A 21,894-nucleotide genomic window follows, 5' to 3' on the forward strand; every position below is an offset into this window, starting at 1 on the left:
GGAGGTCCGGCCATGACAATCGTTCGTCCTCGGGCGGCGGTACTCGCCACCATCGGAGCCATCGCGATCGCGACCGGCGCTTATTTCGACTGGCTCGGAAACCGCTCGCCCCAACAGGTTCGCCTGCAGGACCTACTGACCCGGCCCGAGGTCAAGGACCTTGCCGGCCAGACGCTGAACTACTGGACGTCGATGGCCGCTCCGCTGGCGGTTGCCGGCGCGATCGGCATCCTGGGTGCACTGCTCCTGGTGCGGGTGCTGTTGTGGTTGTCGTTCCTGCTCGGTGCGGCCACCGTCGGGCTGTGGGTGGGCAGGATCGCCTTCGCCGACGGGGCGGCGCAGTTCCGGATCGCCGACGTCCAGCCCGGCGCGTGGATCGCCGCCGGCGGGTTGCTTCTGGTGCTGCTCGGTGCCGCGGCCCTGCGCCGCCGCGCCGCCACCGACGAGGAAGCCGGCGAATACCCCACCCAGGCCCTCTCCGAGGCCGTCTGAGCTCACCGCTCCGCAACGCGACGTCGCCCCCGTGCCCACACGACGTGGGTACGGGGGCGACGTGACTACCACCCGAGGCGTGAACCTCAGCGGGCGATCAGGGACCGCAGGACGTACTGCATGATCCCGCCGTGCCGGAAGTAGTCGGCCTCACCCGGGGTGTCGATGCGTACGACGGCACGGAACTCCCGGCCGTCCGCGCGCACGGTCAGCTCACGCGGAGTGTCGCCCTCGTTGAGCGCTTCGATCCCCACCACGTCGAAGGTCTCCTCGCCGGTGAGGCCGAGCGACTCCGCGGACTCGCCGTTGGCGTACTGCAGCGGAAGCACGCCCATGCCGATGAGGTTGGACCGGTGGATCCGCTCGTACGACTCCGCCAACACCGCCTTGACACCGAGCAGCGCGGTGCCCTTGGCCGCCCAGTCTCGCGACGAGCCCGAGCCGTACTCCTTGCCGGCCAGGATGACCAGCGGCGTGCCGGCCTCCTGGTAGTGCGTGGAGGCTTCGTAGATCGTGGTGACGTCGCCGCCCGCGGTGAAGTCGCGGGTGAAGCCGCCCTCGGTGCCCGGCGCCAGCTGGTTGCGCAACCGGATGTTGGCGAAGGTGCCGCGGATCATCACCTCGTGGTTGCCGCGGCGCGATCCGTAGGAGTTGAAGTCGCGGAACTGCACGCCGTTGTCGAGGAGGTACGCACCGGCCGGGCTGTCCTTCTTGATCGAGCCCGCCGGGGAGATGTGGTCGGTGGTCACCGAGTCGCCCAGCTTGGCAAGCACCCGCGCACCGGTGATGTCGCTCACCGGCGTGGGCTCTGCGGCCATGCCGTCGAAGTACGGCGGCTTGCGCACGTAGGTGGACTGCCCGTCCCACGCGAACAGGTCGCCCTCGGGGGTGGGCAGGCCCTGCCACTGCTCGTCACCGGCGAACACGTCGGCGTAGTCGCGGGTGAACATCTCGCTGGCGATGGCGCCGGCGACGACCTCCTCGACCTCGTGCTCCGAGGGCCAGACGTCGGCGAGGAACACGTCGTTGCCGTCGCTGTCCCGGCCGAGCGGCTCGGTGCTCAGGTCGACGTCCATGCTGCCGGCGAGGGCGTACGCCACCACCAGCGGCGGGGACGCGAGGTAGTTCATCTTCACGTCGGGGTTGATCCGGCCCTCGAAGTTGCGGTTGCCGGACAGCACCGACACCGCGGCGAGGTCGGCGTCGTTGACCGCCTGGCTCACCTCGGGGATGAGCGGGCCGGAGTTGCCGATGCAGGTGGTGCAGCCATAGCCGACCAGGTTGAAGCCGAGCTTCTCGAGATATGGCGTGAGGCCGGCCCGCTCGTAGTAGTCCATGACGACCTTCGAACCCGGCGCCAGGGTGGTCTTGACCCAGGGCTTGCGGTTCAGGCCGCGCTCGACCGCCTTCTTGGCCAGCAGCGCCGCACCCACCATCACCGACGGATTGGAGGTGTTGGTGCAGGAAGTGATCGCGGCGATCACCACGGCACCGTGGTCGACCTCGCACTCGGTCCCGTCGGCGAGGGTGACCCGGGTCGGCGCGGTCGGCCGGCCGTCGGCGCCGCGGGCGGCCGAGGCGTAGCCCGCCGGCTGGCCGGCGTGGTTGTCACCGTGGAACGCGGGCGCGTCGCTGGCCGGGAAGGACTCCGCGGCCGCCTCGTCGTAGCCCTGCTCGTCGCCGTTCGTCTTCGGCTCGGCGGTGACGTAGTCGGTGAGCACGCCGCGGAAGACCTGCTTGGCGTCGGTGAGGCTCACCCGGTCCTGCGGCCGCTTCGGGCCGGCGATGGACGGAACGACCGTGGACAGGTCGAGCTCGAGGTACTCGGAGTAGGCGGCCTCGCGCTCGGGGTCGTGCCACAGGCCCTGCTCCTTGGCGTAGGACTCGACCAGCGCGACCTGCTCGTCCGGACGGCCTGTCAACCGCAGGTAGCGCACGGTCTCCTCGTCGATCGGGAACACCGCGATCGTGGAGCCGTACTCCGGGGACATGTTGCCGATGGTGGCTCGGTTGGCGAGTGGGACCGCTCCCACACCCGGGCCGTAGAACTCCACGAACTTCCCGACCACACCGTGCTTGCGCAGCATCTCGGTGATGGTGAGCACCAGGTCGGTGGCGGTGGCACCCTCGGGGAGCTCGCCGTTCAGCTTGAAGCCGACCACGCGCGGGATGAGCATCGACACCGGCTGGCCGAGCATCGCCGCCTCGGCCTCGATGCCACCCACGCCCCAGCCGACGACGCCGAGGCCGTTGACCATCGTGGTGTGGGAGTCGGTGCCGACGCAGGTGTCGGGGTAGGCCTGCCGGGCGCCGTCGACCTCACGGCCGAAGACCACCCGGGCGAGGTGCTCGATGTTGACCTGGTGCACGATGCCGGTGCCCGGCGGCACGACGCGGAAGTCGTCGAAGGCGCCCTGGCCCCAGCGCAGGAACTGGTAGCGCTCCTTGTTGCGTTCGTACTCGATCTCGACGTTGCGGGCGAACGCGTCCGGCGTACCGAACACGTCGGCGATGACGGAGTGGTCGATGACCAGCTCGGCCGGCGACAGCGGGTTGATCCGCGCCGGGTCGCCGCCGAGGTCGCGTACCGCCTCGCGCATCGTGGCCAGGTCGACCACGGCCGGCACGCCGGTGAAGTCCTGCATGATGACCCGGGCGGGGGTGAACTGGATCTCCTTGCTGGGTTCGCTGTCGGCGTCCCACTGCGCGAGTGCCCGGATGTCGTCGGCGGTGATGTTGGCGCCGTCCTCGGTGCGCAGGAGGTTTTCCAGCAGGATCTTCAGGCTGTACGGCAGCCGCTCGGCGCCGTCGACGGCGGCGAGCCGGTAGATCTCGTACGACGCCTCACCGACCTCGAGCTGTCCCTTGGCTCCGAAGCTGTCGACGCTCGCCATGGCCCTCTCCCCTTGTCCGTTGGATCCGTCCGCCGGGTCCGGTAGGTCCCGGTCGATCCTGCGTTGTCGGCCCGTCGGCCATCCTGCCCACCGATGCTCCGCGTGCACCGGCCGGGGTCCGGATGCGGCCCGGCTCCTCGCAATTATCTCGACGTCAAGATACACGGACCGGCCGAGCCGCCGCCACCCGTCCCCGCGAGCCGCCGGGACGGCCGCGTGGTCAGCGGCCGGAGTCGTCCCGAGCGGCCAGTCGGGCCAGCATCGCGTTGTAGTCGGACAGTCGGCCGTCACCGGCGTCGGCGCGCCGGTCCAGCCGCTTCGCCTCCCGGGCGTCGGCGCGCACCCACTGCGCGAACACGACGCCGAGGACGATGAGCACCGGAAGCTCCGCCGCGGCCCAGGCGATCCCGCCGCCGACGTTCTGGTCGGCCAGCGGGTCCAGCCAGGGCAGCCGCAGGCCGGCGAACCACTCCGCGCCGAGCACCGTCGTCGTGGTCATCACGATCACGCCGAAGAACGCGTGGAACGGCATGGACGCGAACAACAGCAGCATCCGGCCGAACGGCGGCAACCGGCGCGGCATCGGGTCCAGCCCGATGATCGGCCAGAAGTACAGCGACCCGACCGCCAGGAAGTGGAACGTCATCAGCAGGTGGCCGATGTGGTTGCTCATCGCCGCGGCGAACAGTCCGGTGAAGTAGAACGCGTACAGGCTCAGCACGTACAGCGCCAGCGCCACGATGGGATGGGTGACCAGCCGGACCACCCGGCTGTGCAGCACGAGGAGGATCCACTCGCGCATGCCCCGCTGGTGACTCCGCCCCTGCCGCTGCCCCTCGCCTCCCCGGCGGCCGGCCGGGAGCGCGCGCAGCGCCAGCGTCACCGGAGCGCCCATGGCCAGCAGGATCGGCGACAGCATGGTGAGCGTCATGTGCTGGGCCATGTGGACGCTGAACATCGCCGGGGCGTACGTCGCCACCCCGGAGCACAGCACGAAGACGGTGACCGCCACCCCGAACAACCAGCTGACCGTACGCCCGACCGGCCAGCGCAGGTCACGGGTGCGCAGCCGCCACACCCCGCGCAGGTAGAGGACGACGCCCGTGGCCGCCGCGACCAGCACCAGCGTGTCCGGTCGCCACAGGGTGAGCACGTTCGACCAGGAGAACGGCGGAACCGCCCAGCCGATCAGGGCCTGCGCGGTCGACTGGCGGCCCGCCTCCTCCGGCAGCGGCGTGGGCGTCCGCGACAGCGCGACGGCCAGCCCGATCGTGGCGGCCATCACCGCCGCCTCCGCCGCCGCGAACCGGCGGAACGCACCCGGCGCCTTCCGGTCCAGGGCCGGCAGGGTCCGTCGGCGGTGCCACCAGCCGAACCAGCCGAGGGCGACCAGCGCGGTGAGCTTGCCGAGTACCAGCCAGCCGTACGACGAGGTGACCAGCGGAGCGATCCCACCGAGGCGTACCCACGCGTTGACCAGCCCGGAGAAGCCCGCGGCGGCGAAGCACCACAGGGCCAGCGAGCTGTACCGGCCGGCGGCACTGCCCAGCGCGGGCGTGGTCGCCCGCCGGCCGTACACCGCCAAGCCCACCAGGCCGCCGACCCACAGCGTCACCGCGACGATGTGCACCAGCAGGCTGGAGGTGGCGATGTCGTGGTCGGCGGCGGAGGCCGAGTGACCGGTCAGCGCCGGCGGAAGTGTGGCGGTGACCGCCAGCACGAGCAGCAGGGCGACGCCGTTGAGCGTACGCACGCCGCGCGCGGTGGCGGCGAGGATGACCGCGAGGAGGAACACGACCGCCAGCGACCGGCCCTGGGTCACCTCCGAGACGAAGCCGGCCAGGTTGTCCCGGTAGTCCAGCCGGGCGACCGGGATGCCGAGGAAGTCCGAAATGGTGAACATCAGGGTGAAGGCGGCGGCCACCGCCCATGCCCACGCGCAGGCCGCCGCTCCGCGCAGCGCCCGGGTCGCGGCGGGTTCGAGCGCACCGGCCCGCGTGGGCGCCAGCACCCCGAACAACAGCGACCCGACCGCGCCGACGGCGGCGAGGTCCATGGCCAGCTTGGCGATCGGCAGGCCCCAGCCGGTCAGCATCCCCGGGTCGGGCAGCCCCGGGGCGGTGGGCTTCGGCCGTCCCCCACCCACCACCAGGGCGATCACGAGCACACCCACCCCGGCCAGCAGCCAGCCGGCCACGACCCAGGGGAAGTGGCCGGCCGGGCCGGGGCGGGTGTCGCCGCGGTCCGGCCGGCTGCCGGCGTCTCGACGTTCGGTCACGCTCACAGCATCCCCACCTAGCCCTCGTCCGGTGACGGCGGGTCGCCGGCGCGCCGCCTCCGGACGGCGATCACCCCGCCGCCGGCGAACACCACGAGCACCGCCACCCCGATCGGCCACCACGGCGTGCCGGACTTCCCGGGCTTCGTCGTGGCATGTGTACCGTGCCCGCCTCCGGCGGTGCGGGTGGTGAACTTCAGCGTCCCGGACACCGGGTGCCCGTCGGCGGACACCACCCGCCAGGCGACCTGGTAGGTGCCGGCCGGTCCCAGGTCGGCCAGCCGCTGGGTCACCTTGCTTCCCAGCACCCGCGCACCGCCGGACTGGTAGGTGGCGCCGCCGGGCCCACTGACCGCGACGACGTCGAACTTCCGGGAGATCGGGTCGTCGAACTCGAGGGTGATCTGCCGCGGCGGGCGGTCGAGCACCGCGCCGTCCTTCGGGTCGCTGGACACCAGCGCCGCGTGGGCGAACGCCGGAACCGACGACCAGGCCTGCAGGCCCAGGCAGGCGGCGAGTACCAGCGCGGTGGCGAGCACCCGCGCTCCGGCCGGGCGGATTCGGCCGGGCGTCCCGCGCCGGCCGGTCATCGTGGCCCGCCCCGGCCGAGCCGGCGGACCGCCAGCGCGGCGTACCCGGCGGCGGCCAGGCCGAGGATGCCGACGACCAGTCCGGCAGTCCCGAGCGTGCGTGCGGTGGAGTCCGCCGACGCGGCGGTGGGTTTGGCGGTGGGGTCGGCGGCGGCCTCGGTGCCGTGGTGACCGCCCGGGCCTGCGACCAGCGTGAGCGTCGGAGCCGGGTGCTCCGGCTCGGCCGCCCCCGGCGCCTGGGGTTGGTCCCAACGCGTGACCTTCTGGTCGTCGTACGTCTGGACGGTGGGGAACGACATCGACGACATGGATGCCTTCGCAGGCAGCGGGCCGACCGACACGTCGAACTCGTCGAACTCCCCCGGCCCGATCGCCGACCCTTCGGCGGCGGTCCAGGTGACCGCGGTGACGGCGCGGTCCAGTCGTACGTCACCGACGTCGACCGGCCGCGGGAGCTTGGACTCGGTCACCTTCGCGGTCCAGCCCGGGTGTGGCTTCACCCGGACCGACGGGAGCGGCGTCGCCGCCGGGAAGTTCACCCGGACGCGGACGGTCGAGGCGGTGCCGGACTCGTTGGGCACCCGGAAGGTGAGCTTGGTGTACTCCCCCCGTCCGGCCTCGCCGGGATCGACGGTCACGTGGGCGGAGGCGGTCCCGGCGGTCAGCAGCAGCGCACCGGTGGCGGTGCCGGTGACGACGGCGGCCCGCCGCAGCGGCGTACGGACCGATCGTGAGGTACGGGCGAGATGAGGCGGTCTGGCGTGCATGAGAACCCTTCGGCGCGAACCCGCGCACGGATGGGATACCAGCGGTTGGTACCGGCGCGGTGACTGGACGGTGGCCCGGTCGGCTCCGGCCGCCCAACGACCGTCGTCCCGTCCGCCGGTGCTGAAGGGGCGGTGGGAGCCGTGGGTCAGGCCGGAGCCGGCATCACGGCCGGGGGTCCTCGCCGCCGGTGGGCTCGGCGGATCCGAAGCTCACGCGCTCCCGGAAGGTCGTCGTGGTTCCGCGCGGGGGTGACGTTGACCCCGGCCGGGGCCGGCAGGGTCAGGGCGGGCAGGCGTACCAGCCCGAGCAGGTGGAACACCACCCACACGAGGGTCTCCCCGGCCGCGGCCAGGGCCGCGAGCAGCACGGCGGCACCGAGGTGGGCGAGCACCATCACCGGCGTGGGGAACGCCTCCACGAGCGTGCCGGCGACCGGGCCGGGGGTGCCGGGAGTGATGGTGGTTCCCGTCGTGAGTTCGTACCCGTGGGCACATGCGAGGGAGAACAGGACGTGGAAGACCGCCTGCGCCGCCAGCGCGCCGGCCAGGATCTGGCCGAACGCGCGCCGCCGGTCGGCGAGCACGGCGAACTCCGCGCCGACGACGACCGTGCCGGCCACCAGTGCCGCCACCGCCGGTGCCTCACCGCCCGCGCCGACGTGACCCACCACCGCCAGGGCGGTGCAGCAGCCCGCGAGCAACGCACCGCGGATGATCCGCGGCGGCCCACTGCCGGGGTGGCTCACGACCGGTCCCGTTCGCTCGGAAGTACGTCGGTCAGAGTCTAGGTGCCTCCCGGGAGGCGGCCGTGCTCCGGTGGCCAGGGCTGCGCTGCCCGCTCGCCCACGACCCGGCGGCACCCGCGACGGCACCCGCCACCAGGACGAGGAGCCCGCCGCAGACGCACCGTATGTAGGTCACCGTGCCGGCGGACGTGGCGTGCCGGGACAGCACCTCGCCCGCTCCCCCGGGGTCACCCAGGTCGGTCGCCGGCCAGCCGCAGGTGGGACAGCCCTCGTGGTCGCGCATCGCCCCAGCGTGCTGTCATGGTCTTGTGCACTTCAACCATTACGGTGGATCGGCGGCCCGGCTGGCGACCGCGCTGGTCAACCAGTGCCGGGAGACCGCCGGCCACCCCCGTACGGACGACACGGACGAGCTGGCCCGGATCCTGGCCGCCCACCAGATCGAGCACGGACGCCTGAGCCGGCGCGACGCCGACGACCTGGCCGCCTGGGCCGCGCACCTGGACCGGGCCTACGGCGAGCCCGACCTGGACCGCCAGGTCGCCCTGGTCAACGAACTGCTCGACCTCGGCGCGAGCCGCCCGTTCGTCAGCCGGCACGGCGGCCGGCCACCGCACCTGCACTACTTCCCGGAGGACCCGGACGTGGTGACCCGCGTCCGCGCGCAGACCGCCGCCGGCATCGCGCACGTGGTCTGCGACGCCGCCGGGCACCGGCTCGGGCGCTGCGGCCGGGAGGGGTGCGGTGCGGTCTTCCTGGACACCTCCCGCAACGGCCGGCGGCGGTTCTGTTCGCTGCGCTGCGCCAACCGGGTGCGTGTCGCCGACCACCGCGCCCGGGCGACGAGCCGAGTCCACGTCAGCCGAGCTGCGGCGCCACCTGCGCGGCGATCAGCTCCACCTGGTCCAGGTCGGTGAGGTCGAGCAGCTGGAGGTAGAACCTCGACACACCGAGTTCGGCGTACGCACCGATCCGGTCGACCAGCTCCGCCGGCGTACCGGCCAGGCCGCGTTCGCGCAGCGCCGCCGGGTCCTGGCCGATGGCGGCGGCCCGCCGGGCCACCTCGGCGTCGTCGCGGCCGCAGCTCACGGTCAGCGCGGCCGACAGCCGGAGCGTGCCCGGATCGCGGCCCTGTTCGGCGCACACCGACCGGACCCGTTCGTACGCCGGTGCCATCTCCGCGGGCGGCGCGAAGCCGAGGTTGAATTCCGCGGCGTACTTCGCTGCCAGCGCGGGCGTACGACGTGGCCCGGCACCGCCCACGATGATCGGCGGGTGCGGCGACTGGACCGGCCTGGGCAGCCCGGTCGTGTCGGTGAGCTGGTAGTGCTCGCCGTCGAAGCTGAACCGCTCGCCCGGCGGCGTCGACCACAGCCCGGTGAGGATCGCCAACTGCTCGGCGAACAACCCGAACCGCCGGGACGGGAACGCCAGCCCGAGCGCCCGGTGCTCCTGCTCGTACCACCCCGCGCCGAGCCCGAGCTCGACCCGGCCGCCGGACATCTGGTCCACCTGCGCCACCTGCAGGGCGAGCATCCCGGGCGGACGGAAGGTCACCGGGGAGACCAGGGTGCCCAGCCGGATCCGGGTGGTGTCGCGGGCCAGGCCGGCCAGCGTGGTCCATGCGTCGGTGGGACCGGGCAGCCCGTCCGGGCCGGCGGTCGGCATGCCGTCGATGGCGAGCAGGTGGTCGGAACGGAAGAACGCGTCGTAGCCGCAGTCCTCCGCCGCACGGGCGATGCGGAGCTGGTCGTCGTACGTCGCGCCCTGCTGGGGTTCGGTGAAGATACGCAGGTCCATGCCGGCATCCTTCCCGACCCGCCGGCCCTTACAGTCGGCGGCGGTCGGCGGGGGTCGGCGGTGTTGGGAAGGTCGGTGGTCAGCGGCGGGTGCCGGACCGCTCCCGCGCGGCACGCCCCGGCCCGCCCCGGCGTACCTGACCCGGTGCCCGCCACGGGCTGTCCTCGCGCCGGGCGGCGATCCGCGACGACCTCAGCTGGTACGGAACGCTGGTCACCAGCACCCCCGGGGTGAACAGCAGCCGGCCCTTCAGCCGCAGCGCGCTCTGGTTGTGCAGCAGCTGCTCCCACCAGCGGCCCACGACGTACTCCGGGATGTAGACCATCACGATGTCGCGCGGGCTGGCCCGGCGGATGCTGCGGGCGTACTCCACGATCGGCCGGGTGATCTCGCGGTACGGCGAGGCGAGCACCTTCAGCGGCACCGGGATCCCGCGCTGGTCCCACTCGTCCACCAGCCGCACGGTCTCCTCCGGGTCGACGTCGACCGTCACCGCCTCCAGCACGTCCGGGCGGGACGCACGGGCGAACGCGACCGCCCGCAGGCTGGGCCGGTGCAGCTTGGACACCAGCACCACCGCGTGCACCTTCGACGGCAGGGTCATGTCCTCGTCGGTGTCGATCGCGATCTCGGTGGCCACCCGGTCGTAGTGCTTGCGGATGCCCTTCATCAGCACGAACAGCACGGCCATCGCGGCCAGCGCGATCCACGCTCCGTGGGTGAACTTCGTGATCAGCACGATGATCAGCACCAGGCCGGTGGTCGCCAGGCCGACCGCGTTGACGATCCGGCTGCGCTGCATGCGGGTGCGGGCGGCGGGATCCTGTTCGGTGCGCAGCAGCCTGCCCCAGTGCCGCAGCATGCCGGTCTGGCTGACCGTGAACGACACGAACACGCCGACGATGTAGAGCTGGATCAGCCGGGTCACGTCCGCACGGAACGCCACGATCAGCACGATCGCGAAGCCGGCCAGCAGGATGATGCCGTTGGAGTACGCCAGCCGGTCCCCGCGGGTGTGCAGCTGCCGGGGCAGGAAGCCGTCCCGGCCGAGGATCGAGCCGAGCACCGGGAAGCCGTTGAACGCGGTGTTGGCGGCCAGCACCAGGATCACGCCGGTGACCGCCGCGACCACGTAGAAGCCGATCGGGAAGTGGTCGAAGATCCCCGCCGCGAGCTGGCTGATCACCGGCGGCTGGTGGTAGTTCGGCCCCACCGGCGTACCGTCCGCGTGCAGCAGCTGGGTAGCCGGCCGCTCGGCCATCCGAACGTGCATCAGGTTGGCCAGCACGATCACGCTGAGCGCCATGCTGACCGCGACCACCGCCAGCATCAGCAGGGTGGTCGCGGCGTTGCGGCCCTTCGGCTTGCGGAACGCCGGAACGCCGTTGCTGATCGCCTCCACACCGGTGAGCGCCGCGCTGCCGGAGGCGAACGCCCGCATGATCAGGAAGACCCCGGCCAGGCCCATCAGGCCGTGGGTGTAGGCGGGCTCGGGCGCCACGTGCAGCTCGGCGCTGGCCGCCTCCGGCAGGTCGCCGAGCACCAGCCGGACGAAGCCCCACGCCGCCATGCCAAGGATGGAGAACATGAAGAGGTACGTCGGAATGGCGAAGGCCGTGCCGGACTCGCGGATGCCGCGCAGGTTCATCGTCATCAGGAACACCGTGGCGATCACCGCCACGATGGTCTGATGGCCCTGCAGCGACTCGATCGCGGTCGCGGCGTACTGCGCCGCCGAGGAGATGGACACCGCCACGGTGAGCACGTAGTCGACCAGCAGCGCGCTGGCCACGGTGAGCCCGGCCGTCTGGCCGAGGTTGACGCTCGCGACCTCGTAGTCGCCGCCACCGGACTGGTACGCCTGCACCGTCTGGCGGTAGGAGGCCACCACCACGAGCATGACCAGGGCGACCGCGATCCCGATCTTCCAGGAGAACGCGTACGCCGCCAGGCCGGCCGCGGACAGGGTGATGAAGATCTCGTCCGGCGCGTAGCCCACCGACGAGAGCGCGTCACTGGCGAAGACGGGAAGGGCCACCCGCTTCGGCAGCAGCGTCTCGCTCAACTGCGTGCTGCGGAGCTTGCGGCCGACCAGCAGACGTTTGCCCAGATCACCTAATCCCACGGGAGGGATGCTAGAGGTACGGACCGATCCGGTCGCGTGCGCGCCTGGATCACCCGCCGGGCGGGCGGCCAGACTCGCCCCGGTGTAGCGTTCGGGATTGCCCTGACGAGAGATCGTGCGAAGAAGGACACTGTGCACATCGTGATCATGGGCTGCGGCCGGGTCGGCTCCACACTCGCGCACAGCCTGGAGGACCGCGGCCACAGCGTCGCGATCGTGGACCGGGCGGCCGAGGCCTTCCGCCGGTTGGGCCCGCACTTCGCCGGCCGCACCGTCACCGGAATCGGCTTCGACCGGGACGTCCTGATCGAGGCGGGAATCGAGCAGGCCGGTGCGTTCGCGGCGGTTTCCAGCGGTGACAACTCCAACGTCCTCGCCGCACGGATCGCCCGGGAGATCTTCCGGGTCGACAACGTGGTGGCCCGCATCTACGACCCCGGCCGGGCCGAGGTCTACCAGCGGCTCGGCATCCCCACCGTGGCCACCATCCCCTGGACGACGCACCAGATCATCCGCCGGCTGCTGCCGGAGGGCTCGGAGCCGGAGTGGCGCGACCCGACCGGGACGGTCCGGCTGGCCGAGGTGCACATCGGACCCGCCTGGGTGGGCCACCGGGTGAGCGACCTGGAGCAGACGTCCGGCGCCCGGGTGGCGTTCCTCACCCGGCTCGGCGAGGGGATCCTTCCCCACCGGGACACCGTCATCCAGGACGGCGACCTGGTGCACGTCATCATGCGGGAGGACGGCATCGAGAAGGTCGAGGCCGCGTTCGCCACCGGACCGGAGGACGTCTGATGCGTGTCGTGATCGCCGGGGCCGGCAACGTCGGCCGTTCCATCGCCGCCGAACTCCTCGAGAACAACCACGAGGTCCTGCTGATCGACCGGGACCCGCGGGCCACCAAGGCCGAGGCCGTGCCCAACGCGGAGTGGTTGCTGGCCGACGCCTGCGAGCTGTCCACCCTCGACGAGGCTGCGCTGCACCGCTGTCAGGTGGCCATCGCCGCGACCGGTGACGACAAGGCCAACCTCGTCGTGTCGCTGCTGGCCAAGACCGAGTTCGGCGTGCCGCGGGTGGTCGCCCGGGTCAACCACCCCAAGAACGAGTGGATGTTCAACGAGTCCTGGGGTGTCGACGTGGCGGTGTCCACTCCCCGGATCATGGCCGCGCTGGTCGAGGAGGCGGTCTCCGTCGGTGACCTGGTGCGGTTGTTCACCTTCCGCCAGGGCGAGGCCAACCTGGTCGAGCTCACGCTGCCGCCCAACTCGACGTGCATCGGAAACCGTGTCCAGGACGTCTCCTGGCCGCCCGACACCGTGCTGGTGACCATCGTGCGTGAGGGCCGGGTGCTGGTGCCCACCGGCGACACTCCGCTGGAGGCGCACGACGAGCTCCTGTTCGTCGCCGTCACCGAGCGCGAGAAGGAGCTCCAGGAGCTGTTGTGCCCGCACCAGGTGAAGAAGGCGCGCCAGAGCTGACCGGCCAGGGCGTGCGGCACGCCCTGTGGATCACTTGGGGTGCTGCCGGGCGGCGATCCGCTCGGCAGCCTGCTTGACCGCGCGGAAGTGTTCCTGCGGCACCGAGCCCTTCACCACGACGTACGTCAGCCAGAGCAGCACCAGCCACAGCGGCCAGCCCATCACCACCCGGGCCACGCCGAGCGCGACCACCTGGTCGGCGAGGTACAACGGCAGCTGGACGGCGAGCTTGAGCAGGAAGAACCCCGCCCACAGCCAGCCCACCCGGGTGAACGCCCGCACCAGCACCGGGTCGTCCCGCCAGGCCGTACCCCACCCGGCGGCCAGCCCCACCACGACACCGATCAGCGGCCAGCGCGCGAGGTTGGCGACGAGGTAGCCGACCGCGTAGGCGGCGTTGATGAACAGGCCGGGCAGGTAGAAGTCGGCGGCCTTGCCGGTGGCGTTGGCGATCAGCGCGGCGATGGCGACGCCGAAGAAGCCGCCGATGACGTTCTGCAGCGGGTCATGGCGTACCAGCCGGACGACGGCGAACACCACGCCCACCCCGATCGCCACCATGAGTGCCGGCCGCAACTGCTGGCCGGACAGGGTGAAGGTGGCGACGAACGCCAGACCGGGAAGACCCGCGTCCAGCAGGCCACCCCACCCGCCGAAGACGCGCAGCAGGGAGAAGGCGTCCTCGTCGTCCTCCGAAGCCGCCGGCCCGTCGGCATGCTGCTCGGAGGGCTCGGCCACGGCGTCGCCGGTGGGATTCGGGTGCTCGGGGGCCCCGGACTGGCCGACGGGATGCTCGGGGGCCTCGGTGTGGTCGGCGGACCGGCCCGGAACCCAGCCGGGCGAGTCGTCGTCTGGGCGGGGCGACGGTCCGTCGGTCACGTTCACTCTCCCAGGGGCCTGAGCTCGTAGCGGGGGTTGTACATGATCCTGCGGTCGTCGTGCACGGCGATCCGGCCGCGGACGATGATGTTGCGGCCGGGTTCGATGCCGGCGATGCGGCGCCGGCCGAGCCACACCAGGGCCACCTTGCCGGACCCGTCGTACAGCTCCGCCTCCAGGGCCGGCGTGCCCGCCCTGGGGCGCAACGTCACCGTCTTGATGGTGCCACGCAGCTTGACCTGCTCGCGGTCGGCGCAACCGTGGATCGGGTCGTAACCCGCCTCCAGCACGTCGTCCTGCAGCTCGGCCGCCTCGAGGTCGTCCTGGCTGCTGGTCAGTCTGGAAAGGGCACGACGCCACATACCGGTGCGTGTCGACCTGGTCGTGTCGCCGCTCATGCGACGCAGCGTACTCGGAGGCTCCGGAAGCGACGAGGCCGCACGCACGCCGGGACCCCGCCTCCCGCGATCCCGACCCACTCGAGGCCGCCGCCGGGATCGGGAGCGCCGCTCAGCCGAGGTCAGCCGAGGTCAGCCGAGGTCAGCCGAGGTCGTCGAGGTCCTCGTCGTCGGGGCCGATTCGCTGGGCCTCGTCCGGCAGGCGCAGCGGGATCATGTCGCGCGGCGCCATCGGACCCTTGCCACGCACCACGACCACCTGCGCCATCGCCGCGAGCAGGGGTTCGGCGGCATCGGGCTCGACCGCCGCGCGGCCGATCAGCGTGCCGCGCAGGAACCACCGGGGGCCGTCCACGCCGACGATCCGGGACGCCTGGGTGGCCTGCTGGCCGTCGGGCATCGTGGCCGGGACTACGACCTTCACCTCGGGCCCGAACGGTCCGGTCCCCTCGGTGACCATGCCTCCGCGCCGGGTGGTCTCGGCCGCGATCTCGCGGCGGATCTCGTCCCACAGGCCCTCGGTGCGCGGTGCCGCGAACGGCCGCAGCTCCAGCGCGGAGTCCTCCTGCACGAACAGCGCCGCGACCACGGACTGGGACTCCTCGTCCACCTGCAGCCGCAGCTCCGTCCCCTCGACCGGGTGCACCTGCAGCCCGCCCAGGTCGATCCGGCCCACCTCCAGCGGCTCGTGGAGCGACTCCACCTCGCCGGCGTCGTAGGGCCCCTGCGCACGCGGCGTGGTGGCGCCGGTCGCCGCCCGCGCTCCCGGGGTTCCCGCGTCCGGGTAGTCGGCATCGGCGCCGGACTGCTCGTCGACGGCGTACGTCGGCACGTCCTCGTCGTCCGGACGGCGGCCCCGGCGGCGGCGGTCGCGCGCGTCGAGGTCGGCGGGTGAGGAGTTGGCCCGTCGGAAAATCACGTCAGATCCCTCCACCGCGGGGTTGGCCCGCATCGGTAAAGCCCCCGGTCGAGCCGTGGCCGTCGGCACCGCGCAGCGACCCCGGCAGGGAGTCGACCTCGACGAACCGGGCACGTTCGACTTTCTGGATCACCAGCTGCGCGATTCGGTCACCGCGCCGGAACTCGACCGTGGTGTGTGGGTCGAGGTTGACCAGGACGACCTGGATCTCGCCCCGGTAGCCGGCGTCGACGGTGCCCGGTGCGTTGACGATCGACACACCGAGCCTGGCCGCGAGGCCGGAACGGGGATGCACGAAGGCGGCGTACCCGGCGGGCAGGGCGAGCGCCACGCCGGTCGGCACCACCGCGCGCTCCCCTGGGGCGAGCGTGACGTCGGCCGTGGTCACGAGGTCGGCCCCGGCGTCACCGGGGTGGGCGTAGGCCGGAATCGTCACGTCGGGGTCGAGACGCCGGATCAACACCGGTACGTCGTCCGTGCTGGTCACGGTGCCCGACCCTACTCGCAATCCCAGGTGCTCGCGGTGGGAGGCTAGCCGACGTGAACGCGCCATCGGATCACACCCCCGATCGCCCCGCGGACCCCGCGCGGACCGGCTCGCCGGGCCTCTCGTCCCCTTCCGGGCTTGGTTCCAGGCCTGGTTCCGGGCCTGGTTCCAGGCCGGTCTATGCAGAACGCTGGTGGGTGCCGGCGTCGTGGTGGGCGTTCGCGGCGGTGATGGTCGCGTCGTTGTGGTTCGCCGCGGAGCACGCGATGGGCGCTCCCGGCCACGTGGTCGGTGCCCTGGCGGCGGCGCTCTGCGGTGCGGGCCTCGGCTATCTCGGCAGCACGCGGGTCCTGGTGGACGACGCCGGGCTTTCGGTGGGCAAGGCCCAGGCGCCACTGGCGACGACCGGCTCGGTACTGGCTCTGACGACCGGACAGGCCCGCGCGCTGCGGGGCCCGGCGGCCGACGCGACGGCCCGGATGTTCCTGCGTCCATACATTTCCCGGGGTGTACGGGTGGAGATCACCGACCCGACCGACCCCACGCCGTACTGGTACGTCGCGAGCCGCCACCCCGAGCGGCTGGCCGCCGCCATGGAGCGGGCTCGGGAGGCCCCGCCCTTCACCGGCTGAGCCGGCGGCGGCCCGTTCGCGCGCGAGCCCGGGGGCCGTGCCCGCGGCTCGCCGAACACTCCCGGCCGGCCCCACGGGATCTCGCGCGAGCACGACCACGACGTGCCAGACTCGACCAAAACAGGGAGGTTTCCACGTGCAAAGGTCGAAACTCGGATGGACCATCGTGCGGAGTGTCAGCACGCTGGCCGCCGTCGCGGTGACCCGCAAGGCGGTCGACACCAGCTGGCGCTACGTCACCGGCAACGAGCCGCCCTCGGACCCGGAGGATCCCGACCTGACCTGGAAGGAAGCGGTCACGTGGGCGCTGGCCAGCGGGATGGGGATCGCCATCGCCCGGCTGCTGGCGACCCGGCAGGCCGCCAAGCTGTGGCAGCGCTGGACCGGTGAGCTGCCGCCGTCGAAGTAGCGGCGGACCAGGCGAGGCGCCACCCGGACACGACGACGCGTCCGGTGGTGAGCCGCCGCACGTGGCGGTCGCTCACCCCCGGACGCGTAGGTCCTGTGTTCCCCGTCCAGCCTGCTTGTTCGGCTGTGTTGCTTGGCTCTGCTGCTTCGGATCTGCTGCTTCGGATCTGTCCTGCGACCCTAGGCGGCGCAGTCCCGGCAGATCGGCCCGCCGTTCTTCTCGAACGCGAGCTGGCTGCGGTGGTGCACCAGAAAGCAGCTCGAACAGGTGAACTCGTCCGCCTGGCGGGGCAGCACCCGCACGGAGAGTTCCTCGTTGGAAAGGTCGGCGCCCGGGAGCTCGAACGTCTCGGCCACCTCGGCCTCGTCGACGTCGACCTTCCCGGAGTTCTTGTCCATGCGCCGCGCCTTGAGCTCCTCGATGCTGTCCTCGGAAAGCTCCTCGTCCGTCTTGCGTGGCGCGTCGTAATCGGTGGCCATCGTCCCTCTTCCCCCTGGCTCAGCGGGTCTTGCGGTGTGCACGTCGTTGTGCGCGGTGTGTAACGGGACCCTCGGTCTGCGGCGCTCGGGCAGCGGGTCCGGACTGCTTATCGAGCACCTAACGCTCGGCGGGCCGAACTTGTGCCCGATCCGGGGCGCAGATTCTGCCTTACCCCGCTCCGGGCCGTGAGCACCTGGAGCAGGTGTCGTCGAACTGGTCGTCGAATGAGCGGTTTCCCGCGCCGTTCGACATGCGCGGCGCCCGGATCCTACCCCGGGTCGATGACAAACCGTCCCCGAGGATGACCTGATTTACCACGAACGCCTGAAAGTCTGGCCTGGTGCTGGAACTCGTAGGTGTCACCAAGCGATACGGCGACCGGGTCGCCGTCGATGATCTCTCCTTGTCGGTCGGGCCCGGGCAGATGTTCGGCTTCGTCGGGACCAACGGCGCGGGCAAGACCACGACGATGCGCATCCTCATGGGTGTCCTGGAACAGGACGCCGGGCAGGTCCGGTGGAACGGCCGCCCGGCCGACGCCGACGCCCGGCGAAGCTTCGGATATATGCCCGAAGAGCGCGGCCTCTACCCGAAGATGCGCATCCGCGAACAACTCGTCTACCTCGCCCGGCTGCGCGGCACCGCGCGCGACGTGGCTGCCAACGCTGTCGAGGAGCTGCTGGCGGAGTTCGGCCTGGCCGACCGGGGCGGTGACCGGGTGGAGGCACTCTCCCTCGGCAACCAGCAGCGGGTGCAGTTGGCCGCGGCCCTCGTCCACGACCCCGCCTTCCTGGTGCTGGACGAGCCGTTCTCCGGGCTGGACCCCGTGGGCGTCGACGCGCTGGCCGAGATTCTCGCCCAGCGGGTACGCCGCGGCGTGGGAGTGCTGTTCTCCAGCCATCAGCTCGATCTGGTCGAACGCCTCTGCGACGCGGTCGGCATCATCCGGGCCGGCCGGATCGTCGCCACCGGGACGGTCGAGGAGCTCCGGACGCAGAACCGTCCGCGCCGCTACCTCGTCGCGGTCGGTGCCGGTACGGGCTGGACGTCCGGCGTTCCGGGGGTCGACGTCGTCGCGGAGGACCAGCGGGACGGCAGCCTGGCCACCACAGTCGAGCTGGCCACCACGGTCGACCCGCAGCACCTGCTCGACGCCGCCCGCGCGGCCGGGCCGGTGCACGAGTTCCGGCCGCTCACCCCGAGCCTGGTCGACCTCTTCCGCGAGGTCGTCTCCGAAGAGCTCCCGCAGTCCCCCACCGGCAACCACCGCCGCCCGGCCACCCAGGAGATTCCGGCATGAGCGCCCCGCTGTCCATGTCCGAGGCCACCCGCACGGTGGCCCGTCGCGAGCTGACCGAGCGGCTGCGGGACAAGTCGTTCTGGTTCTCCACCGTCCTCACCCTGATCATCCTCGGCGTCGTGCTGTTCCTGCCGAAGCTGCTGGGCGGTGACGACACCTACCGGATCGCCTACGCCGGATCCGCCGCCGACCAACTCGCCGCGTCGGTGAAGACCCAGGCCACAGCGCTCGACGTGACGGTCGAACGCGCCCGCTACGCCGACGAGGCGGCCGCTCGCGCCGCCGTCACCGACGGCAAGCTCGACGCGTACGTCGGCGCCGGCAAGGTGGTCGTCAAGGACAAGCTGGACCCGCAGATCGCAGCGGCGATCCAGTCCGCCCACCGCGACCTCGTCGCCGGCCAGCGGCTTCGTCAGGGCGGCATGGACCCCGCGGCGGTCCAGGCGGCCCAGCAGGTCGCGCCGCTCACGGTCGACGCCCTCGACCCGACCGACCCCAAGGCCGAGATGCGCGGCCAGATCGCTTTCATCGGCAGCATCGTGCTCTACGGCCAGCTGATCGGCTACTGCATGTGGGTGGCGTTCGGCATCGTGGAGGAGAAGGCGAGCCGGGTGGTCGAGCTCATCCTGTCCGCGATCTCCACCAAGGCGCTGCTGGCCGGGAAGATCCTCGGCATCGGTCTCCTGGGGTTCTGCCAGCTGGCCCTGATCGCGGCGTTCGGGCTCACCCTGGGCAACGCGACCGGGATGCTCAACGTCACCGCCGACCTGGTGATCCCCGTCGGGTACGTCATGGTGTGGTTCGTACTCGGCTACGGCTTCTACAGCTCGGTGTTCGCCGCCAGCGCGGCCCGGGTGTCGCGCCAGGAGGAGCTGCAGAACGTCATCGCGCCGGCCAGCATGAGCATCATGGTGTCGTTCTTCGCCACCTTCTACGTGAACCAGAACCCCGACGCACTGGTCTCCCGGGTGCTGTCGATCGTGCCGCCGTTCTCGGCGCTGTGCGCTCCGGTGCGGATGGCGCGGGGTGACGCGCCGCTGTGGGAGATCGGGCTGGCCCTGCTCCTGATGCTGGCCGCGATCTTCGCCCTGGTCGTGAGCGGTGCGCGGATCTACGAGGGCGCGATCCTGCGGATGGGCGCCAAGATCTCCCTGATGGACGCGTGGCGCGGCGCGCGGAAGCGCTCCACCCCGGCCGCGGTCGAGGCGGCCCGCTGACCGGAGCTGCTCGCCGAGCAGCCCCGTGGCGCAGGGCCGGAGGACAGACGGAACGGCCCCCGCACGACTCGTGCGGGGGCCGTTCTCGCGTTCGCTGCGACTACTCCGCGGCTACCTGAGCAGGCCTACTTGCCGGCCGGCTTCAGGTCGCCGGACAACATCAACATGATCGTGAAGTTGTCGGCGTACGGGGAGTTCTGCAGCAGCGGGTCGCTGTCGGCAGGCCACTTGTCGACCCGGACACCCTCCAGGCACGGGTTGTTGCCGTACCGCTCGAACAGCGGCACGATCGGCAGCAACTCGTTGAACACCACCGCCGCCTTGGCGACGTTGCGCTTCTGCTCGGCCTCGTCCAGACCCTGCGCGGCGGAGAGCACGACCTCCTCGAGGTCGATCTGGCCGAACGCCTTGGTGTTCTGCTTCAGCTCGAAGCCCATCCCCTTGCCGCCCTGGTTGGCGGCGATCGGGATGTTGTGCGTGAACAGGTCGGCCACGAAGGCGAAGTGCGGGTGCGGCTGGGAGGACGTTCCCCAGCCCTGGATCGCCAGCTCGAAGTTGCCCTTGTCCACGTCGATCGGCTGCTGGGTGAAGGTGACCCCGCGGCCGGTGACCTTGATCCCGAAGTTCGACAGCTGCTTGGCGGCGTTCTCCCCGGCCGCCGACCAGTCGGCGAACTCCGCCGGGAACGTGAGCTCGTACGCCGCCGGCTTGCCGTCCGGCTTCATCCAGGAGCTGCCCTGCTTCTTCCAGCCGGCCTGGGTGAGCAGGGTGGCCGCCTTCTTCGGGTCCAGTGGGTACGTGTCGAGCTTGGCCTGCTCGGCGTCGCTCAGCCAGTCCGGCACCTGGTTGTCGGAGAAGCCGGTCATGAACTTCACGCCCTTGCCGGAGTCGCCCAGCGCGAACGTGCCGTTGTCGTTCCGGTTGATCGCGTGCGCGATGGCCTGGCGGACCCGCGCGTCCTTGAACTCCGGCAGCTTGGCCATGTTGAAGAAGATCGCCGGCCCGGAGTAGACCGGCGGCCGGATGATCCGCAGGCCCTTCTTGATCGCCTGCTTCTCGGTCGCCACCGGGAAGCCGTGGGTGGCGTAGTCGACCTGCTTGCCGAGCACCAGCGGGGTGACGGTGGGCACCTCGCCGTTGTAGAGCACGATCCGGTCGAACAGCACCTTGTCCGTGGCGTAGCCCTTGTCCTTCTTGAGCAGCGTCAGCTGGGCGTTGGTGATGCTGTTGAAGTCGAACGTGAACGGACCGCTGGTGATGAACTCCTTGGCAGGGTTCTTCGGGCGGTAGCCCTGCAGGTCCTCGTTCAGCTTCTTGCCCTCGGGGCTGTCGAGGTCCTTGCCGCCGTTGAACAGGTCCTGCGCGCGCTTGGCGAACGTGCCGTACGTGGCGTCGGAGAAGATGGCCTGGCGGATGGCGTACCGCTCCAGCACCGTCGACGGCTTCTTCATCGAGAAGACCACGGTCTGGCCGTCGGTGGCCTTCACGTCGTCGATCAGGTCCCACTCGACCTGGCGCATGATCCGCCGGCACCAGAACGTCGTCACGACGTCCTTGCTGGTGATCGGCTTGCCGTCACTCCACGAAAGCCCCTGGCGGACGTGGTAGGTGAACGTCTTGGCCTTGCCGTCGAACTCCCACTTCTCGGCCAGCATGGGCTCCCACTTCTTCTCCGCCCAGCGGTACATGCCGCCGGGGAGAAGAATGAGGTCCTGGTACGGCGTGCCACCCATGATCGAGTCGGTCACACCGCTCATCAGGTTGAAGTGGCCCTTGGGCGGCACGGAGTACGGATAGGCGCCGTGGAACTCGCCACCCTTGCCGCCGCCGCCGCCACCGGCGGCTCCACCGCCGCCGCCACCGCCCCCTCCGTTACCGCTGTGCTGGCCGCCACACGCGGACAGCACCGCGGCGCCCGCGGCACCGAGGCCGAAGATCTCGAGCACCCGTCGCCGGGAAAGCTCGGGCCCGAACGGGCCTGGTGTTGCGTTCATCAGGTTCCT

At 71.5% G+C, this 21,894-nt stretch carries 22 protein-coding genes; 8 read left to right on the forward strand and 14 right to left on the reverse strand.

Annotated elements, in window-relative coordinates; genetic code table 11:
- Window positions 1-12: 12 nt before the first annotated feature.
- Window positions 13-492, forward strand: coding sequence for a hypothetical protein (locus F4554_RS16395; protein ID WP_179788182.1), 480 nt, complete (start codon window positions 13-15; stop codon window positions 490-492).
- Between the two features lie 86 nt (window positions 493-578).
- On the opposite strand, the gene F4554_RS16400 is transcribed toward F4554_RS16395, so the two are convergent.
- The 6 genes from F4554_RS16400 to F4554_RS16425 all read right to left on the reverse strand — a co-directional run bounded on the left by F4554_RS16400 (window position 579) and on the right by F4554_RS16425 (window position 8,050).
- Window positions 579-3,386, reverse strand: coding sequence for an aconitate hydratase (locus F4554_RS16400; RefSeq protein WP_179788184.1), 2,808 nt, complete (start codon window positions 3,384-3,386; stop codon window positions 579-581).
- Window positions 3,387-3,606: 220 nt separating this feature from the next.
- Window positions 3,607-5,664 (reverse strand): cytochrome c oxidase assembly protein, encoded by a 2,058-nt coding sequence (locus tag F4554_RS16405; RefSeq protein WP_179788187.1) that lies wholly within the window; start codon window positions 5,662-5,664, stop codon window positions 3,607-3,609.
- Between the two features lie 17 nt (window positions 5,665-5,681).
- On the reverse strand, window positions 5,682-6,254 hold the full coding sequence (locus tag F4554_RS16410; RefSeq protein ID WP_179788189.1) for a copper resistance CopC family protein: 573 nt from the start codon (window positions 6,252-6,254) through the stop codon (window positions 5,682-5,684).
- Complete coding sequence (locus F4554_RS16415; RefSeq protein ID WP_179788191.1) at window positions 6,251-7,021, reverse strand: YcnI family copper-binding membrane protein; 771 nt, start codon at window positions 7,019-7,021, stop codon at window positions 6,251-6,253. The genes F4554_RS16410 and F4554_RS16415 overlap by 4 nt, the downstream gene beginning before the upstream one ends.
- 146 nt (window positions 7,022-7,167) lie before the next feature.
- Window positions 7,168-7,767: a hypothetical protein gene (locus F4554_RS16420; protein ID WP_179788193.1), complete on the reverse strand. Its 600-nt coding sequence runs from the start codon at window positions 7,765-7,767 to the stop codon at window positions 7,168-7,170.
- Window positions 7,768-7,798: 31 nt separating this feature from the next.
- The gene (locus tag F4554_RS16425) at window positions 7,799-8,050 is read right to left on the reverse strand and encodes a hypothetical protein (RefSeq protein WP_179788195.1); all 252 of its coding nucleotides are present in this window, start codon (window positions 8,048-8,050) and stop codon (window positions 7,799-7,801) included.
- Window positions 8,051-8,075: 25 nt separating this feature from the next.
- On the opposite strand from F4554_RS16425, the gene F4554_RS33630 reads away from it, so the two are divergent.
- Window positions 8,076-8,684, forward strand: a complete 609-nt coding sequence (locus tag F4554_RS33630) for a CGNR zinc finger domain-containing protein (RefSeq protein WP_179788197.1) — start codon at window positions 8,076-8,078, stop codon at window positions 8,682-8,684.
- Here the strand turns inward: F4554_RS33630 and F4554_RS16435 are convergent.
- Both F4554_RS16435 and F4554_RS16440 read right to left on the reverse strand, forming a co-directional pair.
- Entirely contained in the window at window positions 8,626-9,567 is a 942-nt protein-coding gene (locus F4554_RS16435; RefSeq protein WP_179788199.1) for an LLM class F420-dependent oxidoreductase, read from the reverse strand. The two genes, F4554_RS33630 and F4554_RS16435, sit on opposite strands and share 59 nt — an antisense overlap.
- A gap of 79 nt (window positions 9,568-9,646) precedes the next feature.
- The gene (locus F4554_RS16440) at window positions 9,647-11,692 is read right to left on the reverse strand and encodes an amino acid permease (RefSeq protein ID WP_179788201.1); all 2,046 of its coding nucleotides are present in this window, start codon (window positions 11,690-11,692) and stop codon (window positions 9,647-9,649) included.
- A 132-nt stretch (window positions 11,693-11,824) separates the two neighbouring features.
- On the opposite strand from F4554_RS16440, the gene F4554_RS16445 reads away from it, so the two are divergent.
- Together F4554_RS16445 and F4554_RS16450 are read left to right on the forward strand one after the other, a co-directional pair.
- Entirely contained in the window at window positions 11,825-12,487 is a 663-nt protein-coding gene (locus tag F4554_RS16445) for an NAD-binding protein (protein WP_179788203.1), read from the forward strand.
- Complete coding sequence (locus tag F4554_RS16450) at window positions 12,487-13,170, forward strand: potassium channel family protein (RefSeq protein ID WP_179788204.1); 684 nt, start codon at window positions 12,487-12,489, stop codon at window positions 13,168-13,170. Before F4554_RS16445 ends, F4554_RS16450 begins: the two co-directional genes overlap by 1 nt.
- Window positions 13,171-13,200: 30 nt before the next feature.
- Here the strand turns inward: F4554_RS16450 and F4554_RS16455 are convergent, their stop codons facing one another.
- The 4 genes from F4554_RS16455 to dut form a co-directional block, all read right to left on the reverse strand.
- Window positions 13,201-14,049, reverse strand: coding sequence for a DUF3159 domain-containing protein (locus F4554_RS16455; RefSeq protein ID WP_179788206.1), 849 nt, complete (start codon window positions 14,047-14,049; stop codon window positions 13,201-13,203).
- 2 nt (window positions 14,050-14,051) lie between these two features.
- Complete coding sequence (locus tag F4554_RS16460) at window positions 14,052-14,447, reverse strand: OB-fold nucleic acid binding domain-containing protein (protein ID WP_092655108.1); 396 nt, start codon at window positions 14,445-14,447, stop codon at window positions 14,052-14,054.
- A gap of 142 nt (window positions 14,448-14,589) precedes the next feature.
- On the reverse strand, window positions 14,590-15,366 hold the full coding sequence (locus F4554_RS16465; protein WP_337796071.1) for a DUF3710 domain-containing protein: 777 nt from the start codon (window positions 15,364-15,366) through the stop codon (window positions 14,590-14,592).
- Between the two features lies 1 nt (window position 15,367).
- Window positions 15,368-15,853, reverse strand: coding sequence for a dUTP diphosphatase (gene dut, locus F4554_RS16470; protein ID WP_337796072.1), 486 nt, complete (start codon window positions 15,851-15,853; stop codon window positions 15,368-15,370).
- A gap of 53 nt (window positions 15,854-15,906) precedes the next feature.
- Here dut and F4554_RS32210 point away from each other — a divergent pair, with 53 nt between their 5' ends.
- Both F4554_RS32210 and F4554_RS16480 read left to right on the forward strand, forming a co-directional pair.
- Window positions 15,907-16,485: a DUF3093 family protein gene (locus tag F4554_RS32210; RefSeq protein ID WP_179788213.1), complete on the forward strand. Its 579-nt coding sequence runs from the start codon at window positions 15,907-15,909 to the stop codon at window positions 16,483-16,485.
- Between the two features lie 166 nt (window positions 16,486-16,651).
- Window positions 16,652-16,894, forward strand: coding sequence for a DUF4235 domain-containing protein (locus F4554_RS16480; RefSeq protein ID WP_337796073.1), 243 nt, complete (start codon window positions 16,652-16,654; stop codon window positions 16,892-16,894).
- Window positions 16,895-17,073: 179 nt separating this feature from the next.
- Here F4554_RS16480 and F4554_RS16485 read toward each other — a convergent pair whose 3' ends face one another.
- Window positions 17,074-17,373, reverse strand: coding sequence for a DUF4193 domain-containing protein (locus F4554_RS16485; protein WP_092655104.1), 300 nt, complete (start codon window positions 17,371-17,373; stop codon window positions 17,074-17,076).
- A gap of 341 nt (window positions 17,374-17,714) precedes the next feature.
- On the opposite strand from F4554_RS16485, the gene F4554_RS16490 reads away from it, so the two are divergent.
- Entirely contained in the window at window positions 17,715-18,674 is a 960-nt protein-coding gene (locus F4554_RS16490; protein WP_179788216.1) for an ATP-binding cassette domain-containing protein, read from the forward strand.
- Window positions 18,671-19,891 carry an ABC transporter permease gene (locus F4554_RS16495; protein ID WP_179788218.1) on the forward strand — a complete coding sequence of 407 codons (1,221 nt, stop codon included), beginning with the start codon at window positions 18,671-18,673 and terminating at the stop codon, window positions 19,889-19,891. Before F4554_RS16490 ends, F4554_RS16495 begins: the two co-directional genes overlap by 4 nt.
- A 125-nt stretch (window positions 19,892-20,016) precedes the next feature.
- Here the strand turns inward: F4554_RS16495 and F4554_RS16500 are convergent, their stop codons facing one another.
- A complete protein-coding gene (locus tag F4554_RS16500) occupies window positions 20,017-21,885 on the reverse strand; it encodes an ABC transporter substrate-binding protein (RefSeq protein ID WP_179788219.1) in 1,869 nt (622 codons plus the stop codon).
- Between the last annotated feature and the right edge of the window lie 9 nt (window positions 21,886-21,894).

The sequence above is a fragment of the Actinopolymorpha rutila genome, assembly GCF_013407855.1.
Lineage (GTDB): Bacteria > Actinomycetota > Actinomycetes > Propionibacteriales > Actinopolymorphaceae > Actinopolymorpha > Actinopolymorpha rutila.

Excerpts from the sequence above, each read along its gene's own strand:
- F4554_RS16450 (WP_179788204.1), top strand. The coding sequence starts at position 12,487 with ATGCGTGTCGTGATCGCCGGGGCCGGCAACGTCGGCCGTTCCATCGCC.
- F4554_RS16410 (WP_179788189.1), bottom strand. The coding sequence starts at position 6,254 with ATGACCGGCCGGCGCGGGACGCCCGGCCGAATCCGCCCGGCCGGAGCG.
- F4554_RS16460 (WP_092655108.1), bottom strand. The coding sequence starts at position 14,447 with ATGAGCGGCGACACGACCAGGTCGACACGCACCGGTATGTGGCGTCGT.
- F4554_RS16425 (WP_179788195.1), bottom strand. The coding sequence starts at position 8,050 with ATGCGCGACCACGAGGGCTGTCCCACCTGCGGCTGGCCGGCGACCGAC.
- F4554_RS16400 (WP_179788184.1), bottom strand. The coding sequence starts at position 3,386 with ATGGCGAGCGTCGACAGCTTCGGAGCCAAGGGACAGCTCGAGGTCGGT.
- F4554_RS16495 (WP_179788218.1), top strand. The coding sequence starts at position 18,671 with ATGAGCGCCCCGCTGTCCATGTCCGAGGCCACCCGCACGGTGGCCCGT.
- F4554_RS16395 (WP_179788182.1), top strand. The coding sequence starts at position 13 with ATGACAATCGTTCGTCCTCGGGCGGCGGTACTCGCCACCATCGGAGCC.
- F4554_RS16435 (WP_179788199.1), bottom strand. The coding sequence starts at position 9,567 with ATGGACCTGCGTATCTTCACCGAACCCCAGCAGGGCGCGACGTACGAC.
- F4554_RS16415 (WP_179788191.1), bottom strand. The coding sequence starts at position 7,021 with ATGCACGCCAGACCGCCTCATCTCGCCCGTACCTCACGATCGGTCCGT.
- F4554_RS16485 (WP_092655104.1), bottom strand. The coding sequence starts at position 17,373 with ATGGCCACCGATTACGACGCGCCACGCAAGACGGACGAGGAGCTTTCC.
- F4554_RS16500 (WP_179788219.1), bottom strand. The coding sequence starts at position 21,885 with ATGAACGCAACACCAGGCCCGTTCGGGCCCGAGCTTTCCCGGCGACGG.